This is a genomic window from Limimaricola variabilis (assembly GCF_034371605.1).
GTDB classification, from domain to species: domain Bacteria; phylum Pseudomonadota; class Alphaproteobacteria; order Rhodobacterales; family Rhodobacteraceae; genus Limimaricola; species Limimaricola variabilis.
In genome coordinates this window covers 2,368,277-2,385,865 of sequence record NZ_CP139691.1, presented here as the reverse complement: position 1 = coordinate 2,385,865, position 17,589 = coordinate 2,368,277, and the positions used below count along the sequence as shown (strand labels likewise).

Below are 17,589 nucleotides of genomic sequence, written 5' to 3'. Positions count from 1 at the left end.
AGTCTCTCCAAAGCCATCGCCCGGCGCAACCCGGCTCAGCCGCCGCCGATCAGCACCCCCGCGGCAAAGACCAGCGCGCCGCCCAGCACCACCTGAAAGGCGGCCCGGAAGAAGGGCGTGTCCATGTAGCGGCTCTGGATCCAGGCGATTGCCCAGAGCTCGATGAAGACGACGACGATGGCGGTGATCGTGGCGGTCCAGAAATGCGGGATCAGGTAGGGCAACGCGTGGCCGAGCCCGCCCACCGTGGTCATGATCCCGGTGGCCAGCCCGCGCTTCACCGGCGAGCCGCGCCCCGAGAGTTGCCCGTCATCGGAGGCCGCCTCGGTGAATCCCATCGAGATGCCCGCGCCGACGCTGGCCGCGAGCCCCACGAGGAAAGTGGTGTGCGTGTCCTGCGTGGCGAAGGCGGTGGCGAAGATCGGCGCCAGCGTCGAGACCGAGCCGTCCATCAACCCCGCCAGCCCCGGCTGCACATAGGTCAGCACGAATTGGCGCCGCGCCGCGTGATCCTCCTCGACCCGCGCCGGCCCGGTCAGGTGCTCCTCCTCGAGCGCCCGCGCGGTGCTGCGATGCTCGGCCTCGGCGGCGGCGAGATCGCCCAAGAGCCGCCGCGTCGCCGCGTCCGAGGCGCGGGCAGCGGCACGGGCATAGAAGGTGCCCGCCTCGCGCTCCATCTCGGCGGCCTGTCCGCGGATCGCGTCGAGGCCGAGATTCTCGGTGAGCCAGACCGGGCGGCGGGTATGAAACCCCGCCACATGCTCGCGGCGCAGCAATGGAATCGTCTCGCCGAAGCGGGCGCGGTGCAGCTCGATCAGCTGTCGGCGATGCCCGTCCTCCTCCTCCGCCATGCCCTCGAACACCGCCGCCGAGGCCGGGAAGTCGCCGCGCAGCCGGTCCGCGTAGAGCCGGTAGATCCGCGCGTCGTCCTCCTCCGAGGAGATTGCCAAGGCCAGGATCTCCCGCTCGCTGAGATCGTCGAAGCGGCGGCGGGCGGTGAATCCGGGAATCATCGGATGGCTCCTTTTAGAACGATTCCAATCTACGGGACGTCGCGCCGCTGACAAGTCCGGCGACGCTGGCCGGGACCCGTCTGGCGGGCTATTGTCTCCGACAGCCTCAGGAGGACCGATGACCGCCCACGAACCCCGCATCCGCAAGGGCCGCAAGTACGACCAGGTGCTCGACGGCGCCCGAGAGGTGTTCATGGGCGCGGGCTTCGAGGGCGCCAGCGTCGACGACATCGCTCGGGTTGCGGGCGTGTCCAAGGCGACGCTCTACAGCTACTTTCCCGACAAGCGGCTGCTGTTTCTCGAGGTGATGCGCGTCGAATGCAGCGCCCAGGCCGGCACCGCGCTCTCCGCGATCGACACGACCCGGCCGGTGCGCGAGGTGCTGTGCGAGACGGCCGAGCGGATCATCGGCTTCTACACCTCGGAGTTCGGGCTGCGAATCTTCCGAATCTTCGTCGCCGAGAGCGCGCGCTTTCCCGATATCGGCCGCGCCTTCTACGAAACCGGGCCGCAAATGGGCCGGCGTTACCTGATCGGCTATTTCGAGCAGGCGATCGGACGCGGCGAGCTGCGCATCGACGATCTCGCGCTCGCCGCCGATCAGTTCTACGAGCTGTGCCGGGCCGATCTCTTCGCCCGGGCGATCTTCTGCGTCTCGGACGACTTCTCGCAGGCGGAGCGCGACCGCGTGGCCCAGGGCGCGGTCGACACCTTCCTCGCCCGCTACGGCGGTTAGTCCTTGCGCCGCACCTGCAGCTGGTTGCCCTGCTTGCGGGTCTCGAAGCGCTTGAGCTCCAGCACCAGCTCCGACAGCTTGCGCTTGCCATAGCTGCGCACGTCGAAATCGGGGTTGTCGGCGGTGATGTACTGGCCGATCGGCCCGAGCGGATACCACTCGTCGTCATCCTGCTCGATCTTGTCCATGGCGCGCAGGATCAGCGGCACCGCTTCGAGCGGCGACTTCTTCCCCGTCGGCGCGGCCGGCGCCTCGCCCGGCGCGGCGTCGGCCTTGGCGGCGACCGGCTCGTCCATGATGTTCTCGATCAGCACGAAGCGGTTGCAGACGTTGCGCAGCGATTCCGGTGCCTTGGCCTCACCAATGCCGATCACGTCGAGCCCCTGCTCGCGGATCCGGTTGGCGAGCGCGGTGAAGTCCGAATCCGACGACACCAGCACGAAGCCGTCGAAGCGGCCGGTGTGTAGGATGTCCATCGCATCGATCACGAGACCGATATCGGAGGCGTTCTTGCCCTTGGTGTTGGCGGTTTCCTGATGCGCGACCAGGCCCAGCGCGCGGACGTTGTCGGCCCAGCCGCGCAGCCGCTCGGCCGACCAGTCGCCATAGACCCGGCGCAGTGCCGGCTCGCCGAAACTGGTGATCTCCTTGAGGATCGGCTTGGCGAAGCGCGCCGGGATGTTGTCGGCGTCGATCAGCACGGCGTAGAGCGGACGGGTCTCGGGCATGTCGGGCCTCCTTCGGTGATTGTATCGGCCATCGCCCTCCTGTGGCCCATCGTCAAGTCGAAGCGATCGGCGAGATCCGAACGAAACATGAACATTTTGTTTGCGGGACTCGGGCAGGCGGGCGTAGCCTTTCCGCACGGTCCTTGGCGGATCGGCAAGGAGGAATGGATCATGAGTTTCATCGACGGATTTGTCGCCGCGGTTCCGAGCGACCGCAAGGACGACTACATCGCCTTTTCGCGCGAAAGCTGGATGCTGTTCAAGGAATTCGGCGCGCTGTCGATGCGCGAATGCTGGGGCAGCGACGTGCCGGATGGCGAGGTCACCTCGTTCCCGATGGCAGTGCAGAAGAAGCCGGAGGAGACAGTGGTCTTCTCGTGGATCGAATGGCCCGACAAGAGCAAGCGGGACGCCTGCATGGCCAGCATGGAAAACGATCCGCGATGGGAGGCGATGACCCCCGACAAGATGCCCTTCGACGGCAAGCGGATGATCTATGGGGGCTTCGAGCCGGTGTTCGAGAGCTGAGAATTCATTGGTGGCCGGCCCGAACCGGCCACCAATGCTGGCTCAGTAGACCACGACCGAGCGGATGCTTTCGCCCGCATGCATCAGGTCGAAGCCCTTGTTGATCTCGTCGAGCTTGAGCTGATGGGTGATCATCGGGTCGATCTCGATCTTCCCTTCCATGTACCAGTCGACGATCTTCGGCACGTCGGTGCGGCCGCGCGCGCCGCCGAAGGCGGTGCCCTTCCAGGTGCGGCCCGTGACCAGCTGGAACGGACGGGTCGAGATCTCGGCCCCGGCAGGCGCCACGCCGATCACCACCGAGACGCCCCAGCCGCGATGCGCCGACTCGAGCGCCTGGCGCATCACCGTGACGTTGCCGGTGCAGTCGAAGGTGTAGTCGGCCCCGCCGATCAGGTCGCCGCGCCGCTTGGTCATGTTGACCAGATGCGCGACGATGTCGCCGTCGATCTCCTTGGGATTGACGAAATGGGTCATGCCGAACCGCTCGCCCCAGGCCTTGCGGTCGTTGTTGATGTCGACGCCGATGATCATGTCGGCGCCCGCCAGCCTCAGCCCCTGGATCACGTTGAGGCCGATGCCGCCCAGGCCGAACACCACCGCCGTGGAGCCCACCTCGACCTGCGCCGTGTTGATCACCGCGCCGACGCCGGTGGTGACGCCGCAGCCGATGTAGCAGATCTTGTCGAAGGGCGCGTCCTCGCGCACCTTGGCGAGCGCGATCTCGGGCAGCACCGTGTGGTTGGCGAAGGTCGAGCAGCCCATGTAGTGCAGGATCGGCGTGCCGTCGGTCATCGAGAAGCGCGAGGTGCCGTCGGGCATGAGGCCTTGGCCCTGAGTGCCCCGGATCGAGGTGCACAGGTTGGTCTTCTGGCTCAGGCAGGACGGGCACTGGCGGCATTCGGGCGTGTAGAGCGGGATGACGTGATCGCCCTTCTTGAGCGAAGTCACGCCTTCGCCCACCTCGACCACCACGCCCGCGCCCTCATGGCCGAGGATCGCGGGAAACAGGCCCTCGGGATCGGCGCCCGAGAGGGTGAATTCGTCGGTGTGGCAGATGCCGGTGGCCTTGATCTCGACCATGACCTCGCCGGCCTTCGGGCCTTCGAGATTGACGTCCATGATCTCGAGCGGCTTGCCCGCCTCGAGGGCGACGGCGGCACGTGTGCGCATGGGATGACCTCCGTGATGGGACGCGCCGAGAGGCGGCGCGCCTTTGGCGCGAAGCGTCGCGGAAAGCGTGGGCAAGATCAATGGCGCAGCCCCTTGTGCAACGGCGCGCAGCGGGTCAGGCTCGGCCCATGCGATACCTGATCCTGCCCCTCCTGCTCGCCGCCTGCGCGCCATTGGCGCAGGCCCCCGTGCCCGCTCCGACCCCTGCCCCGGCAGATCCCGGGACATGCGGCGCCGATGCGCGTCAGCATCTGGTCGGCGCGCCCGTCACCGCGCTGGAGCGCGAGCTGATCCTCGGCCCGGTGCGGATCATCCGTCCCGGCGACGCGGTGACCATGGATTTCCGCCCCGACCGGATCAATTTCGAGATCGACGCGCTGGAGCGGATCGCGCGGGTCTATTGCGGCTGAAACGAGAGCGGCCCGGACGCGGATCAACCGCGCCCGGGCCGTATCGAGTTTGCGAGCAGGCGCCGCCCCGCCGCGGATCAGGTGGGGGCTGTTATCACCGCCTTGAGGCGATCGCCTGCCGCTGAACCCTTTGTGCCGGGCAAGCGCGGCGCGCATGCGGTGCACCGTGGCCACGGCGGGGGTGATTTCGCGGCATTCGCGTGGCGCCGCGCCACGTGATGCCCGCGAGGCTTGAAAAGCGCCGGCGCGCGCGTAACTCTGAAAGCATGACGCTGCAGCCGCCGACGCCGTTTCCCGGCCGCCTGCCTGAGCAGGTGGCCTTTCACCGGACCGAGCTGGGGCCGATCCTGTCGGTTTATGGCCGCATGGTCGCCGCCGGAGAGTGGCGCGACTACGCGATCTCCTCGCTGCGCGACATGGCGGTCTTCTCGGTGTTCCGCCGCACCGCCGAAACCCCGCTCTACCGCATCGAGAAACGCCCCCGCCTGCGCCATCGGCAGGGGCAGTTCGCGGTGCTCGGCCCCGACGGGCAGGTGCTGCGCCGGGGCGACGAGCTGGCGCAGGTGCTCAAGGTCTTCGACGCGCGCCGCTTCCGGGTGATCGACTGAAGGCTCAGAGCCTGCGGCGATGGGTCACCGGCCCGCCGCCCTGCGCCTCGATCCTGAGCGCGGCCTTGCGCGCATCCTCGTAGGTCACGGCCATGGCATGGCCGTTGGCGTGGATGATCGTCTCGGCATCCACCATCAGCGCCACGTGCCCCTTCCAGAACCACAGGTCGCCGCGCTGCGGCGGCTCGCCCTCGACATCGCGGCCCAGCGCCTGCTGCAGGTCGCTGTCGCCCGGGCAGGGCAGGCCGCAAGCCAGCAGCGCCGCCTGCACCAGCCCCGAGCAGTCGATCCCGAGCCGCGAATTGCCGCCCCAGAGATAGGGCGTGCCGAAGAACATCTGCGCGACCGTCACCGGGTCGGAAAAGGGTCGGTCGATCTCGCGCAGATGCTTCTTGGGGATGAAGCCCTCTGGCGTCTCGAACAGCTCGCGCCGCTCATGCAGCACGGTGATCCGGCTGCCGAAGCTCAGATGCGCGAGGTCGGGCGACTTGATGCTTTCCTCGGCATAGAGATGCGTCGCGGGCGTGGCGACGAGATGGGTCGCCGCGCGCGGCGCGTCCAGCGCGGCCGCGTCGACATAGCCGCAATAGCCGTCGCGCGCGGCGCGGATGAAGGCATGGCCCGCGCGCCGCTCGAACACCTCGACGGCCTCGCCCATCAGGAGCTGCCGGTCGCGTGCCCCCCCGGGCGCGGCCAGCAGGTCGAGAACCGGGCGCGCCACCCGCGCGCCCTCGCCCGGCACGTAGCGTTCGGCCGACACCCGCCCGGCCAGTTCCAGCGCGGCGACGCGGCCATTGGCCGGGGTCAGGCGGCGGTCCGGACCGCTCATCCCAGCCCCAGCAGTTCGGGCATCGCCTCGAACAGCGCCCGCGCGCCCATGCCGACGCCGCCCTTGGGCCGGGCCGGGGCGGGCTTGGGATTCCAGCCATAGATGTCGAAATGCGCGTAGCGGACGGGTTCGGCAAAGCGGCGCAGGAACAGCGCGGCGGTGATCGAGCCCGCCATGCCGCCCGAGGGCGCGTTGTCGAGATCGGCGATGCCCGGCTCGATCATGCTCTCATAGGGGGCGTGGAACGGCATCCGCCAGACCGGGTCGGCCACCCGCGCGGCGGCGCGGGCGATGGCCGCCGCGTCATCATCCGCATCGGTGTAGAACGGCGCGAGATCGGGTCCGACCGCGACCCGCGCCGCCCCGGTGAGCGTTGCCATGGAGATCATCAGGTCGGGCTCTTCCTCGGCCCCGAGCGCTAGTGCATCCGCCAGCACCAGCCGCCCTTCGGCATCGGTGTTGTTGACCTCGACCGACAGCCCCTTGCGGGAAGCGAGGATGTCGCCGGGGCGGAAGGCGTCGGCGGAGACCGAGTTTTCTACCGCCGGGATCAGCACGCGCAGCCGGATCTCCAGCCCCAGCGCCATGATCATCCGCGCCAGCCCGAGCACGGTGGCGGCGCCGCCCATGTCCTTCTTCATCAGCCCCATCGAGGCGCCCGGCTTGAGGTTGAGCCCGCCTGTATCGAAGCACACGCCCTTGCCGACCAGCGTCAGCGTCGGGCCTGCCTCGCCCCAGCGCATGTCGATCAGCCGGGGCGCCCGGTGCGGCGTGGCGGCGCGGCCTACGGCGTGGATCAGCGGCAGGTCGCGCGCGATCAGCTCCTCGGCCGGGGTGGTCTCAATGGTGGCGCCGAATTCGCCCGCCAGCGCCTCGGCGGCGGCCTGCAGCTCGGCCGGGCCCATGTCGGCGGCGGGGGTGTTGATCAGGTCACGGGTCAGCGCCTCGCCCGCCGCGATGGCGCGCAGGCGCTCGGCATCGATCCCGTCGGGCGCGACGAGCCGGGCCTTCGGCGCGGACTGCTTGGCATAGCGGTCGAAACGATAGCTCTCCAGCAGCCAGCCCAGCGCCGTCTCGCGGGCGAGATCGGGGGCCGTGGCGGGGTCGAGCGCATAGACCCCCTCGGGCAGCTTGGAGGCGGCACTCGCGGCGACGAAGCGGCCGCGGGCCCGGGCCCGGTCGTCGCCAAGGCCCACCAGCGCGCCCCACAGCCCGCCCGCCGCGTCGGGCAGCGCCAGCACCGCGCCGGCGCCGGCCTTGAAGCCCTGCGCCTCGGCCCAACGGCGCGCGCCCTCCGGCAGCCCGGAAAGCGTCGCGTCGAGATCCTCGGGCGTCACCAGCCGCAGCGGCAGCGCGTTCTCCCGGTCGGTGGCGAAATCCTGCATCGGCATGGCACGGCTCCTCAGTTCGATCGCCGGGAGACTGGCCCCCCGCCACCGCGACCGCAAGCCGGATCGCGCGTCAGCCAGCGCGCCCGAGCGCCGCCTGCGCCCCCGCGCCGCAGCGCCCGAGCCGCGCCACGGTGGCGCCGAGCGCGGCAGCGTCACCGCGCGCCGCGCAATCCTCGACGCTGGCGGCGACATGCGCCATCTCCGACAGGCCGAGCCGCGTCGCCAGCCGCCGCAGCCCGCGCGCGTCGGCCCGCAGCCGGGCAAAGGCGCAGGCGGCGAGGTTGCCCTCCAGCCGGACCAGCCGCGCCGCCAGCTCCTCGGCCGGGGCCGGGCGTCGTCGCACCGCCCCCAGCGCGGAGAGCAGCCGCACCCGCAGCACCGCCTCCGGCGGCGGTTCGGGCAGCGGCATCAGCGGGGCGAGCGCGTGCGGGATCGGGCGTGTGTCGGAACAGCTCATGAGCGGAGCCTAGGCCGCAATGGGTTTGGAAAGCGTTGCGGCCGCGACGAGATAATTCTCGAATTCACGTGCGTTTCCGCCTATCTGCCTCGAAGACGACGCATGGAGAACCCGATGACCCTCGCAAGCCCCCTGCCCGACTATCTCGTGAACCGCTATCACGGCTGGAAGGCCACGCGTTACGCCGAGAACCGCAGCTGGTACCAGAAGCTCGCCAGCGAGGGCCAGCACCCCCGCGCCATGGTGATCTCCTGCTGCGACAGCCGTGTGCATGTCACCTCGATCTTCGGCGCCGATCCGGGCGAATTCTTCCTGCACCGCAACATCGCCAACCTGGTGCCGCCCTACGCGCCCGACGGCAACCAGCACGGCACCTCGGCGGCGATCGAATACGCGGTGACCGCGCTCAAGGTGCCGCATCTGATCGTGATCGGCCATTCGAGCTGCGGCGGCGTGAAGGGCTGCTACGACATGTGCGAAGGCCACGCCCCCGCGCTCGAGGAGAAGACCAGCTTCGTCGGCCGCTGGATGGACCTGCTGCGGCCGGGCTATGCGCGGCTGCCCGAAGGCACCGACGAGGAGCGGGTCGCGGCGCTCGAAAAGCAGGGCGTGCTGATCTCGCTCGAGAACTTGCTGACCTTCCCCTATGTGAAGGAGGCGGTCGAGGAGGGTCGGCTGTCGCTGCACGGCCTGTGGACCGATATCGGCGCCGGCGGGCTCGAGTGCTACGACCCCGAGCGCGGCGGCTTCGTGCCGCTTTGAGCGCCGCGCCGCGTGGCCCGGAACACGGGCTGCGCGGCGAAGATCACCAGCATGATCCGCACCAGATGCAGGACCGAGACATAGGCGACGTCCTGCCCCATCGCCAGTGCCAGCAGGCTCATCTCGGTCAGCCCGCCCGGCGAATAACCCAGGAAGCTGAGCGACAGCGGCAGCCCGGTGATCGCCGTCAGCGCCGCGGCAGAGATCACCGCGACGGCGATCATCGCCACCGATGACAGCGCGCCGAGCGACAGGTCGCGGCCGATCTGCGCCGCGCTCACCCCGATGAAACGGCAGCCGATCACCGTGCCGATCACCACCTGCGCCACCACGATCAGCGCGCCGGGCGGGGCGACCGAGACCAACCCCACCAGATGCAGCACCCCGCTCAGGATCATCGGGCCGGTGACCTGCGGAGCCGGCAGCCGCAGCCATTTGCCCAGCGGCACCCCGGCCACGGCCGCGGCCCCCAGCAGCGCCCAGTCGAGGAGGCTCAGCGCCGCGGCCGGCGCGCCGCGCGCCACCTCGCCGGAATCGACGTCGAGCGCGGTGCCGTAGAACAGCACGACGAACAGGATGACGAGCAGCACCCGCGCGGCATGGGCCAGCGCGATGCGCTTTTCGTTGCCGCCCGCCGCGCCGCCGAGGATCAGCATGTCGTTGAGCCCGCCCGGCATCGCCGAGAAGAAGGCGGTGACCGGGTCGTAGCGCCCGACCCGGCGATAGACGGCATAGGAGACCAGCGCCGTCACCACCAGAAAGGGCGGCAGCAGGGCGAGGCTCGCGGCGTAGCGTCCGGCCGTGTCGAACATCTCGGGCCGCAGCGCCGAGCCGAGCATCACGCCGATCACCGGGATTACCAGAGGGCGCAGCCGGTCGGGCCCGCGAACCGGCAGCGCCAGCACCGCCGCCAGCGTGTTGCCGATCATCGGCCCCAGCATCCAGGGCAGCGGCATCCCCGACAGCGCGGCGAGCCAGCCCGACAGGGCGCCGATGGTCAGAGCGAAGACGGCGCGGCGCCCGGGCACGAGGCCGCGCAGATACATGACGACATCATCCATATTCGTCTGCTTAGCCCCGGCGCACGCAAAGGTGTAGGGGGGTCAGCCGCCCATCTGCCTTTGCCGCTCGGCATAGCGGGCGCGGTCCTCGTCGCTGCGCGCCTCGATGCAGCCGGGGCAGGAAATGCCCTCGACATAGGCCGGATCGCCCATCGCCTCGGGCGAGACCGGCATCCGGCAGGCCCGGCACAGCACGTGCGAGCCGGGCTCCAGCCCGTGGCCCACCGCCACGCGCTCGTCGAAGACGAAGCATTCGCCGCGCCACAGGCTCTGCTCCTGCGGGACCTCTTCGAGATATTTCAGCACGCCGCCCTTGAGGTGATAGACCTCGTCGATGCCTTGCGCCTTGAGGAACGAGGTCGACTTCTCGCAACGGATGCCCCCGGTGCAGAACATAGCGATGCGCTTGCCCGCCAGCTTGTCGGCATTGGCCGCCCACCAGTCGGGAAACTCGCGAAAGCTCGTGGTGCCCGGATCGACCGCGCCCTCGAAGCTGCCCACCGCCACCTCGTAGCCGTTGCGGGTGTCGATGGTGACGACGTCGGGAGCCGAGATCAGCGCGTTCCACTCGGCCGGCGCGACATGGGTGCCGACATGGCCCCGGGGATCGACGCCGGGCTGGCCCATGGTGACGATCTCGCGCTTGAGCCGGACCTTGAGGCGGCGGAAGGGGGCCGCCTCGGCGGCGCTCTCCTTCCAGTCGAGCCCTTCGAATCCCGGCCAGCCGTGCAGATGCGCGATCAGATCGAGGATCGCCTCGCGCTCGGGCGCGGCGACGGTGCCGTTGATTCCCTCCTGCGCGAGGATCAGCGTGCCGATGATGCCGCGCGCGGCGCAGAATTCGAGCAGCGCCTCGCGGCGCGCGGGCGCGTCCGGCAGGGCGGCGAAGTGATAGAGGGCGGCGACTGTGAACATGGCGCGAGGGCTTAGGCCCGCGCGCGGCGCGGCGCAAGGCCGCGCCGGTCACACCAGCCTGAGCCCCGGCTCCTCGACCATCTGCCCGACCAGCGCCGCCGGGTAGCCCGCCGCGTACAGCTCGGCCAGAAGCCGCTCCGCATCCGTGGCATCGACGGCGGCGAGCAGCCCGCCCGCGGTCTGCGGGTCGAACATCAGGTCGGTGCGGGCGCCGCCCGCCCCGATCACCACCGCGCCCGCCCCGGCCATGTTGTCGGCAAACAGAGTCGAGCGGGTCCCCGCCTCGGCCAGTTCCAGCGCGCCCTCCATCAGCGGCACCTCCGCGACGCGCAACTCGGCGCCGCAGCCCGAGGCCTCGCAGATCCCCGACAGGTGGCCCGCGAGGCCGAAGCCGGTCACGTCGGTCATCGCCTGCGCGCCGGCAAGGATCTCCGACGCCCGCCCCTGCGGCTGCACCATCGCCTCCCAGGCGCGGGCCACCACCGGGCCGGGGGCGCTGCGCGCCATCTCCGCGGCCATGATCGTGCCCGAGCCAATCGGCTTGGTCAGGATCAGCGCCGCGCCGGGACGCGCCCCGCCCAGCGTCACCGGATCGCGCTCGCAAAGCCCGGTGACGGTGAAGCCCACGGTCAGCTCGGAGCCCAGCGAGCTGTGCCCGCCCAGCAGATGCGCGCCGGCCGCGTCCAGCACCTCGCGCGCGGCGCGCATGATCTCGGCCATGGTTCGGCGCTGCATCTCGGCGCTCATGCGCGGCAGGATCAGGCTCACCGTCGCGGCCTGCGGGCGCGCCGCCATGGCCCAGATGTCGCCCAGCGCGTGGATCGCGGCGATCCGGGTCATCAGGTCGGGGTCCTCGACCATGGCGCGGAGATGGTCGGTCGAGATCACCTGCCGCGCGCCGCCCGTCACGATCAGCCCGGCATCGTCGCCGGGCAGCGCCACCACGTCCGCGCGCGATTGCGCGGGCAACCCGGCCAGCGCCTCGCGCAGCGCGCCGCGCCCGACCTTGGCGCCGCAGCCGCCGCACATCGGCTTGTCGCCCAGCGCCTCGCGCACGCCTTCGGCGACCGGGTCGGGCAGCCTGGCATTCCCCATCTCGGGCAGGTCCGACAGCTTCTCCATGAAGCGGCGGTCGATCCGGTCCTTCCAGAGCCAGAGCGCCGGGTGGGCCACGGCGCGGCCCCATTTCTCGGCCATCGCCGACTTGCCGCCCAGCGAGATCAGCTTGAGATAGTCCTTCTGCGGCCGATAGTCCCGCATCCGCCCGCCCGAGAGCGCGGCGCGCAGATTGTCGAACAGCACCGGCGCCTGCCGCACGGCGTAGACCCCGGCCTTGGGGCGCGGATCGAATTCCATATGGGCGCAGTCGCCGGTGGCAAAGACCTGCGGCGCGCTGCTCTGCAGGGTCGGGCCGATCTCGACGAAGCCCTCGGTCAGCACGAGGCCACTCTGCGCGAGCCAGCCCTGCGGCCGCGCCCCCGCCGCGCCGATGGTGAAGTCGGAAACCACCTCGCGCCCGTCATCGAGCGTCACGTAATCCGCCGCCACCCGCGCCACGCCCGCGCCCTCGATCACCTCGATGCCGAGCCGTTCCATGCGCTCCAGTACGAGGGCGCGGGCGCTGTCGGACACCGCACCCAGCACCCGGTCCTTCTCGATCAGCGTGACGCGCGCCTCGCGGTGCCGCAGCCCGTGGGCCGCGGCCATCACCAGCTCGGCCCCCGCGACGCCGCCACCGATCACCGCGACCCGGGCCGGGCCTTCGCCTGCGCGAAACGCCGCCCAGTCGCGCGCCAGACGGCCCAGCGGCTTGGCCGGGACGCCATGTTCGGCAAAGCCCGGCAGACCGGGCATCTCGCTGGTGACGCCGATATCGAGCGAGGCGGCGTCGAAGCCGATGCGCCGGTCACCCACCGTCACCTCTCCGGCCACGGGGTCGAGGTGGCTGGCCCGCCCGAGGATCAGCCGCGCCCCGGCAAAGCGCGCCAACCGCACGAGGTCGATCTGCGGCGTGGCGGCGTCGTAATGGCCCGCCACGAAGCCCGGCAGCATCCCCGAATAGGCGGTGAGCGGGCCGGGATCGATCAGCGTCAGCCGCACGCCGGGCAGCGGATTCATGCCCCAGCGCCGCAGCAGCAGCGCATGGGCGTGACCGCCGCCGATCAGCACGAGGTCGCGGGTCAGGGGAATGAGGGGCGTCATGGGTGGGGATCTATCGCCCTGCCCGGCCTTGCGCCAGACGGCTCACGGCACCAGCCAGCTGCCCTGCCAGCCCTCCTCGCGCTCGAAACGGGCGCGGCGGTGGGTTTCGCCCAGATGCAGCGCCTCGACACGCAGCACGCGGGCGCGCAGCACCGCGAAGCGGGCCGGGCGCGGGTTGGGATGCCAGGCGTCGTGGGCGGCGATCGGCGTGCCGGGCGGCGGCACCGCCCCGTAGCGGGCGCGGGCATCGTCGGGGACCTCCTCCCACAGCGCCTTCTCCTCCTCATGCGGCAGCCGCACGACATGGGCCCGCATCCTGACCTGCAGCGCGACCTCGGCGTCCCAGAACTGGATTGCGGCGCGCGGCGCGTCAGTGAGTTGCAGCACCTTGGCCGCGTCCGCGTCGGAATGGATATCGAGCGTCCATTCCCCGGGATCGAAACCGCGCAGCACCATCGAGCGGGCCGAGGGCCAGCCTTCGGCGTCCCGGGTCGCCAGCACCGGCAGCCGCGCGGCCGCGTCGCGGTCATGCAGCCCCGCCTCGATCCGTGTCCGCACCAGCTCCAGCAGCCCCGCCAGCGTCGTGATGTCACTCATATCCCGTCATCTCCAGATAACCCTGCCCCTGATGGCTCCCCGTCACCACGACCGGCCCCTCCCAATAGGGTGGGGTCAGCGCGTTCCAGGCTGCCGCGTTCAGCGCCTCGACTTCGATCTCGACGCCCTCCTCCGGCAGCCGCACCGCCCAGCGCACCGGCAGCTCGGCCGCGCCGAGCCGCGTCGTTTCCAGCGGTTCGGCCGCAAAAGAGCCGACATAGGGCGTCAGCCGCCCGTCCGGCGCGATCCAGCTCGCGTAAGTGTAGCCTTCATCTTCGCCTTCGCGAAGCCGGAAGCCCATCAGCTTGGCGCCGCCCTCGAAGGAGAGCGAAAACCAGTCCCAGCCGGTCTGCCGTTCCGACAGCGGCTGCGACGACCATTCGTGGTCGAACCAGGCGGAACCGGTCAGCTCGACCGCCCCTTCGGGCAAGGTCAGCGTGCCGGCAATGTCGAAGAAGGGCTGAGAGTAGTAGTAACTCGCCTGCCCCTCGGCAGATTTGACGGAGTAGCCCTCATCGCCGTGCAGCACGAGCGGGCCGCGCGCCTCAAGCCGCATGTCATAGGCGAAGTCCGGGCCGGAAGCGGCGAGGCTCAGCGCCTCGAAGCGCTTGCCCGCCATCCGCCAGTCGTCGATCCAAGCCTCGAAGGGCGTATCCGTCACCCCGGCCTGGCCGATGCCGCCGCGCGCCAGCCGCTCGGTAAAGAGGTGGGTGTCGGCGGTGGTGACGGCGGCGTGGCCGAGCCAGAGCTGCGGGCTCTCCCAGCCATCCCCTTCGCGCGGCGCCAGCGCCGAGCGGAACAGCGTCCACTGCAGCCCGTAGGGCATGCCGTCGGGATCGGTCAGGTTCGCGGTGAGGTACCACCATTCGATCCGGTAGGCGGGATGGGCGCCGTGATCGGCGGGAAAGGACAGCACCCTATCGGGTTCGGGCAGGGCGAACTCCCCGGCGGTCCCGCCGAGACCGGCGAAGCCCTGTGCCTGCGCCGTGGCCGGAAGCGCCAGCAGGAGGAGCCACCTAGCGTTCATGCGCGAAGACCCCCAGCAGCGCGGCGGGCGGGGTGCGGGCGAGCCGGATCGCCGGCCAGAGCGCGGCGAGCCCGGCGGCGAGCAGCGCGAAAAGCCCCAGCCGCGCGTAATCCCATGGGAAGGCGGTCATCGGCAGCCGCCAGCCGAAGGCCGCGACATTGACCACCGCCAGCAGCACCCAAGCCAGAGCCAGCCCCACGGGGAGCGCCACCACCGCCGTCAGCGCCGCCAGCAGCACCGCGCGCCCCATCTCCAGCGCCGCCAGCCGCCGCCGGGTCAGCCCCAACGCCCAGACCGGGGCGAGCTGCGGCAGCCGGAGCGCCGCGAGCGTGAGCAGCGACATCAGCATCGCGAAGCCCGCCACGGCGAGCGTCAGCACGTTGAGCGCCGCCGTCACCGCGAAGGTGCGCTCGAAGACCTGCATCGAGAAGCGCTTGACCGCCGCCTGATCAGTGATCGCCCCCTCGGGCAGGCCCATCCCGGTCAACGCGGCACGGATCTCGGGCACCTCCGCAGGATCGAGCCGCAGGCCGAAGCGGCGCGGCACGATCTCGGGGTGCAACCGCGCGAACAGCGCCTCGGTGACGATCACCTGTCCGAGCGGGTTGCCGTAATCGCCATGAATGCCCAGCACCGGCAGCGCCGTCTCGGGGCCGAGCCGGACCGGGTCGCCCAAGGACAGGCCGGCGCGGCGCGCGAGCTGTTCGCTGACCAGCACGCCCTCCCCGGCGGCGAGCCTTTCCCATGGCCGCTCGGCCGCGCGCAGCAGACGCCAATTTTCCGGATAGGTCGGATCGGGCCGGGCAAGGTTCAGCTCGGCCGGAATACCTTCGACCTCGATCTCGACCGAGGCCAGCGGCAGCACGGCGCGGATGCGTGGCGCGAGCAGCGCCTCGACCGCACGGGCCTGCACGTCTTCGGCGGTCTCGACATAAAGCTCTGGCGCGAGGCGCTGGTCGAGGAACTCGGCGAATGTCGCGCGGAAGGAGCCGACCATGGTCGAGACGCCGATATTGGCGGCCATGGCCAGCATCAGCGCCATCAGCGCCAGGGACAGGCCGGGAAGCTGCTGGCGCGTATCGGCCCAGAACCACTGCATCAGAGGCCCGTGCGCCAGCCGCGCGGCGAGTCCCAGCGCCGCGCCGAGCAGCAGTGGCAGCGCCAGCGCCGCACCGATCAGCCCAGCCCCCAGGAGCGCAAAGCCCGCGGCCAGCCCCTCTCCCCAGACTGCCAGCCCGGCTGCCAGAAGCAGGAGCGCCAGCGCCGCCGCGCCCTGCCCGCGCGCCATCCGCGCCTCGGCCATGGCCCAGGCCCGTCGCCCGCCGGCCGCCAGGAGCGGCATGGTGGCGATGCGCCATAGCGCCGCCCCCGCGGCCAATCCGGTGCCCAGCACGGCGATGCCCAGCCCCGACAGCCACCAGGCGGGGCGCAGTGCCAGCCCGCCCGCCACATCCGCGCCGTAGAGCCCGCGCAATGTCGCCGCCACGTCCGGCAACAGTCGCGCCGCCAGCAGCCAGCCCAGCCCGACGCCGATCACCCCCGCGACCAGCGCGAAAGCCAGAAGCTCCAGCAGCATCAGCGCCACGAGACGGCGCAGCGGCACGCCCAGCGCCCGCAGCGTGCGGATCACCGGACGACGCTGCTCGAAGGCGAGGCCCACCGCGCCGTGGACGATGAAGATGCCGACCGCGAAGCACAGGAGGCCGAAGGCGGTGAGGTTGAGGTGGAAGCTGTCGGTCAGCCGGCCGACCTCGGAGCCGGGCTGCGGCGGGCGCAAAACGAGATCCGGCGCGATCTCGGCCAGCTCGGGGCGCCCGATCGGCTGTTCCGGCGCCACCAGCAGCGCGTCGATGCCGTCGCGCTTCAGGAGCCGCAGCGCCAGCGAGATGTCGGTGAGCGCGGTGCCCGGCGCGACGTCGGGCGCGGGCACCGGCTCGGCGCCGGTTTCGGGCAACGCCGCCAGCACCTCGGCCCGGCCGAAGATCTGCCCCGCCCCGCCGAGAAAGGCGGAGATGTCGGCCTCCTCGGCCGCCGGGCCGATGCCGCCGGGGGCGGTCAGCGGCTCGATCCCCACCAGCCGGACCCCGCCCAGCCGGCCCTGCACCACCGGGCTGACCAGCCAGCCTTCACGGCGCAGCGCGACGTATTGCGCTTGCGTCACCTCCCCGCCCGTCGACGCCTCGATCCGGGCGAAGCGCCCCTCGCCCAACGTCGCGGCGGCGGCGTCGTAGCTGGCGCGGGCCTCGGCGTTGATCGCCTGCACCCCGGACCACAGCCCGGTGGCCAGCGCCAAGCCGGCGATCAGCGTGAAGAGCTGCAGCGGCGCGCGCCGCCAATGCGACAGCAACGCGTGGAACACCGCCCCGGTCACGCGATCCGCCCGGCATGGAGGTGCAGCCGCCGTCCCATCCGCGCTGCGTGGTGCTGCGAATGGGTGACCAGCAGCAGCGCCGCACCGGTTTCTGCCACCAGTTCCAGCATGGCGCCGAGCACCTCCTCGGCGGTCGCCTCGTCGAGATTGCCGGTCGGCTCGTCCGCCAGCACCATCGCCGGACGCGCCGCCAGCGTTCGGGCGATGGCGCAGCGCTGCTGCTGCCCGCCCGAGAGCTGTTCGGGATACTTGGCCAAGTGCGGCGCGAGGCCAAGCCGCTCGGCCAGCGCCGTGGCGCGGGCGGGCTCGTGCCGCCCCGCGATGCGGGCCTGAAAGGCGATGTTGTCGCCCACGGTGAGCGAGGGGATCAGGTTGAACTGCTGGAACACGACGCCGACCGTACCGCGCCGGAGCGCCGCGCGGCCGCTGTCGTCGAGGGCGGTCACCTCCGTCCCGGCGACCTCGATCCGGCCGCGATCGGGCCGGTCCAGCCCGCCCACCAGATGCAGCAGCGTCGACTTGCCAGAGCCGCTCTCGCCAGTGAGCGCGAGGCTCTCGCCCGCCGCCAGATCGAGATCGACGCCGCGCAGCACCGGCACCGGCCCCTCGGCCCCGGCAAAGCTCTTGTGAATGTCGCGCAGGCGCAGGAGCATGAGCGCCAAGCTAAGCCGATCCGGAGCCCCGGAAACAGCCGTCTTGCGCCGCCGAAAACGGGTAAAAGAAAATCTTGAAAACGCGGGAACCCGACTGCCGCGGCCGCGTTGAAACCACTATGCCCGCG

General features: G+C 71.0%; 18 protein-coding genes. 5 read left to right on the top strand and 13 right to left on the bottom strand.

What is annotated here, in order from left to right; genetic code table 11:
* Positions 1 to 35: 35 nt before the first annotated feature.
* Positions 36 to 1,013: an iron exporter MbfA gene (gene mbfA / locus T8T21_RS11855; protein ID WP_322335745.1), complete on the bottom strand. Its 978-nt coding sequence runs from the start codon at positions 1,011 to 1,013 to the stop codon at positions 36 to 38.
* A 118-nt stretch (positions 1,014 to 1,131) separates the two neighbouring features.
* Between mbfA and T8T21_RS11850 the strand changes: the two genes are divergently transcribed.
* Positions 1,132 to 1,749: a TetR/AcrR family transcriptional regulator gene (locus T8T21_RS11850; protein WP_322335744.1), complete on the top strand. Its 618-nt coding sequence runs from the start codon at positions 1,132 to 1,134 to the stop codon at positions 1,747 to 1,749.
* Here the strand turns inward: T8T21_RS11850 and T8T21_RS11845 are convergent.
* The gene (locus tag T8T21_RS11845; protein WP_322335743.1) at positions 1,746 to 2,477 is read right to left on the bottom strand and encodes an NYN domain-containing protein; all 732 of its coding nucleotides are present in this window, start codon (positions 2,475 to 2,477) and stop codon (positions 1,746 to 1,748) included. The two genes, T8T21_RS11850 and T8T21_RS11845, sit on opposite strands and share 4 nt — an antisense overlap.
* Before the next feature lie 171 nt (positions 2,478 to 2,648).
* Here T8T21_RS11845 and T8T21_RS11840 point away from each other — a divergent pair, with 171 nt between their 5' ends.
* Positions 2,649 to 3,005 (top strand): DUF1428 domain-containing protein, encoded by a 357-nt coding sequence (locus tag T8T21_RS11840; protein ID WP_322335742.1) that lies wholly within the window; start codon positions 2,649 to 2,651, stop codon positions 3,003 to 3,005.
* Positions 3,006 to 3,047: 42 nt separating this feature from the next.
* On the opposite strand, the gene T8T21_RS11835 is transcribed toward T8T21_RS11840, so the two are convergent.
* Positions 3,048 to 4,178, bottom strand: coding sequence for an S-(hydroxymethyl)glutathione dehydrogenase/class III alcohol dehydrogenase (locus T8T21_RS11835; RefSeq protein WP_322335741.1), 1,131 nt, complete (start codon positions 4,176 to 4,178; stop codon positions 3,048 to 3,050).
* 128 nt (positions 4,179 to 4,306) lie between these two features.
* On the opposite strand from T8T21_RS11835, the gene T8T21_RS11830 reads away from it, so the two are divergent.
* Both T8T21_RS11830 and T8T21_RS11825 read left to right on the top strand, forming a co-directional pair.
* On the top strand, positions 4,307 to 4,588 hold the full coding sequence (locus tag T8T21_RS11830; RefSeq protein WP_322335740.1) for an I78 family peptidase inhibitor: 282 nt from the start codon (positions 4,307 to 4,309) through the stop codon (positions 4,586 to 4,588).
* A gap of 266 nt (positions 4,589 to 4,854) precedes the next feature.
* Positions 4,855 to 5,196 carry a DUF2794 domain-containing protein gene (locus T8T21_RS11825; RefSeq protein ID WP_183470085.1) on the top strand — a complete coding sequence of 114 codons (342 nt, stop codon included), beginning with the start codon at positions 4,855 to 4,857 and terminating at the stop codon, positions 5,194 to 5,196.
* Between the two features lie 4 nt (positions 5,197 to 5,200).
* On the opposite strand, the gene T8T21_RS11820 is transcribed toward T8T21_RS11825, so the two are convergent.
* The 3 genes from T8T21_RS11820 to T8T21_RS11810 form a co-directional block, all read right to left on the bottom strand.
* On the bottom strand, positions 5,201 to 6,025 hold the full coding sequence (locus tag T8T21_RS11820) for a C40 family peptidase (protein WP_322335739.1): 825 nt from the start codon (positions 6,023 to 6,025) through the stop codon (positions 5,201 to 5,203).
* Complete coding sequence (locus T8T21_RS11815; RefSeq protein ID WP_322335738.1) at positions 6,022 to 7,416, bottom strand: leucyl aminopeptidase family protein; 1,395 nt, start codon at positions 7,414 to 7,416, stop codon at positions 6,022 to 6,024. The genes T8T21_RS11820 and T8T21_RS11815 overlap by 4 nt, the downstream gene beginning before the upstream one ends.
* Before the next feature lie 70 nt (positions 7,417 to 7,486).
* Entirely contained in the window at positions 7,487 to 7,873 is a 387-nt protein-coding gene (locus tag T8T21_RS11810) for a hypothetical protein (RefSeq protein WP_183470091.1), read from the bottom strand.
* A gap of 114 nt (positions 7,874 to 7,987) precedes the next feature.
* Here T8T21_RS11810 and T8T21_RS11805 point away from each other — a divergent pair, with 114 nt between their 5' ends.
* Complete coding sequence (locus tag T8T21_RS11805) at positions 7,988 to 8,635, top strand: carbonic anhydrase (protein ID WP_183470093.1); 648 nt, start codon at positions 7,988 to 7,990, stop codon at positions 8,633 to 8,635.
* Here the strand turns inward: T8T21_RS11805 and T8T21_RS11800 are convergent.
* From T8T21_RS11800 to T8T21_RS11770, 7 genes are read right to left on the bottom strand one after another with little or no spacing between them, the layout of a single operon-like run.
* The gene (locus T8T21_RS11800) at positions 8,599 to 9,696 is read right to left on the bottom strand and encodes an AbrB family transcriptional regulator (protein WP_322335737.1); all 1,098 of its coding nucleotides are present in this window, start codon (positions 9,694 to 9,696) and stop codon (positions 8,599 to 8,601) included. The two genes, T8T21_RS11805 and T8T21_RS11800, sit on opposite strands and share 37 nt — an antisense overlap.
* Before the next feature lie 42 nt (positions 9,697 to 9,738).
* Positions 9,739 to 10,611, bottom strand: a complete 873-nt coding sequence (gene trhO, locus T8T21_RS11795; protein WP_322335736.1) for an oxygen-dependent tRNA uridine(34) hydroxylase TrhO — start codon at positions 10,609 to 10,611, stop codon at positions 9,739 to 9,741.
* Between the two features lie 48 nt (positions 10,612 to 10,659).
* Positions 10,660 to 12,813, bottom strand: a complete 2,154-nt coding sequence (gene selD / locus T8T21_RS11790) for a selenide, water dikinase SelD (protein ID WP_322335735.1) — start codon at positions 12,811 to 12,813, stop codon at positions 10,660 to 10,662.
* A gap of 42 nt (positions 12,814 to 12,855) precedes the next feature.
* Entirely contained in the window at positions 12,856 to 13,410 is a 555-nt protein-coding gene (locus T8T21_RS11785) for a pyridoxamine 5'-phosphate oxidase family protein (RefSeq protein WP_322335734.1), read from the bottom strand.
* On the bottom strand, positions 13,403 to 14,437 hold the full coding sequence (locus T8T21_RS11780) for a lipocalin-like domain-containing protein (protein ID WP_322335733.1): 1,035 nt from the start codon (positions 14,435 to 14,437) through the stop codon (positions 13,403 to 13,405). The genes T8T21_RS11785 and T8T21_RS11780 overlap by 8 nt, the downstream gene beginning before the upstream one ends.
* A complete protein-coding gene (locus T8T21_RS11775) occupies positions 14,427 to 16,808 on the bottom strand; it encodes an ABC transporter permease (protein WP_322335732.1) in 2,382 nt (793 codons plus the stop codon). The genes T8T21_RS11780 and T8T21_RS11775 overlap by 11 nt, the downstream gene beginning before the upstream one ends.
* Positions 16,805 to 17,461, bottom strand: coding sequence for an ABC transporter ATP-binding protein (locus T8T21_RS11770; protein WP_322335731.1), 657 nt, complete (start codon positions 17,459 to 17,461; stop codon positions 16,805 to 16,807). Before T8T21_RS11770 ends, T8T21_RS11775 begins: the two co-directional genes overlap by 4 nt.
* Positions 17,462 to 17,589 lie beyond the last annotated feature (128 nt).

Excerpts from the sequence above, each read along its gene's own strand:
- mbfA (WP_322335745.1), bottom strand. The coding sequence starts at position 1,013 with ATGATTCCCGGATTCACCGCCCGCCGCCGCTTCGACGATCTCAGCGAG.
- T8T21_RS11850 (WP_322335744.1), top strand. The coding sequence starts at position 1,132 with ATGACCGCCCACGAACCCCGCATCCGCAAGGGCCGCAAGTACGACCAG.
- T8T21_RS11845 (WP_322335743.1), bottom strand. The coding sequence starts at position 2,477 with ATGCCCGAGACCCGTCCGCTCTACGCCGTGCTGATCGACGCCGACAAC.
- T8T21_RS11840 (WP_322335742.1), top strand. The coding sequence starts at position 2,649 with ATGAGTTTCATCGACGGATTTGTCGCCGCGGTTCCGAGCGACCGCAAG.
- T8T21_RS11835 (WP_322335741.1), bottom strand. The coding sequence starts at position 4,178 with ATGCGCACACGTGCCGCCGTCGCCCTCGAGGCGGGCAAGCCGCTCGAG.
- T8T21_RS11830 (WP_322335740.1), top strand. The coding sequence starts at position 4,307 with ATGCGATACCTGATCCTGCCCCTCCTGCTCGCCGCCTGCGCGCCATTG.
- T8T21_RS11825 (WP_183470085.1), top strand. The coding sequence starts at position 4,855 with ATGACGCTGCAGCCGCCGACGCCGTTTCCCGGCCGCCTGCCTGAGCAG.
- T8T21_RS11820 (WP_322335739.1), bottom strand. The coding sequence starts at position 6,025 with ATGAGCGGTCCGGACCGCCGCCTGACCCCGGCCAATGGCCGCGTCGCC.
- T8T21_RS11815 (WP_322335738.1), bottom strand. The coding sequence starts at position 7,416 with ATGCCGATGCAGGATTTCGCCACCGACCGGGAGAACGCGCTGCCGCTG.
- T8T21_RS11810 (WP_183470091.1), bottom strand. The coding sequence starts at position 7,873 with ATGAGCTGTTCCGACACACGCCCGATCCCGCACGCGCTCGCCCCGCTG.
- T8T21_RS11805 (WP_183470093.1), top strand. The coding sequence starts at position 7,988 with ATGACCCTCGCAAGCCCCCTGCCCGACTATCTCGTGAACCGCTATCAC.
- T8T21_RS11800 (WP_322335737.1), bottom strand. The coding sequence starts at position 9,696 with ATGGATGATGTCGTCATGTATCTGCGCGGCCTCGTGCCCGGGCGCCGC.
- trhO (WP_322335736.1), bottom strand. The coding sequence starts at position 10,611 with ATGTTCACAGTCGCCGCCCTCTATCACTTCGCCGCCCTGCCGGACGCG.
- selD (WP_322335735.1), bottom strand. The coding sequence starts at position 12,813 with ATGACGCCCCTCATTCCCCTGACCCGCGACCTCGTGCTGATCGGCGGC.
- T8T21_RS11785 (WP_322335734.1), bottom strand. The coding sequence starts at position 13,410 with ATGAGTGACATCACGACGCTGGCGGGGCTGCTGGAGCTGGTGCGGACA.
- T8T21_RS11780 (WP_322335733.1), bottom strand. The coding sequence starts at position 14,437 with ATGAACGCTAGGTGGCTCCTCCTGCTGGCGCTTCCGGCCACGGCGCAG.
- T8T21_RS11770 (WP_322335731.1), bottom strand. The coding sequence starts at position 17,461 with ATGCTCCTGCGCCTGCGCGACATTCACAAGAGCTTTGCCGGGGCCGAG.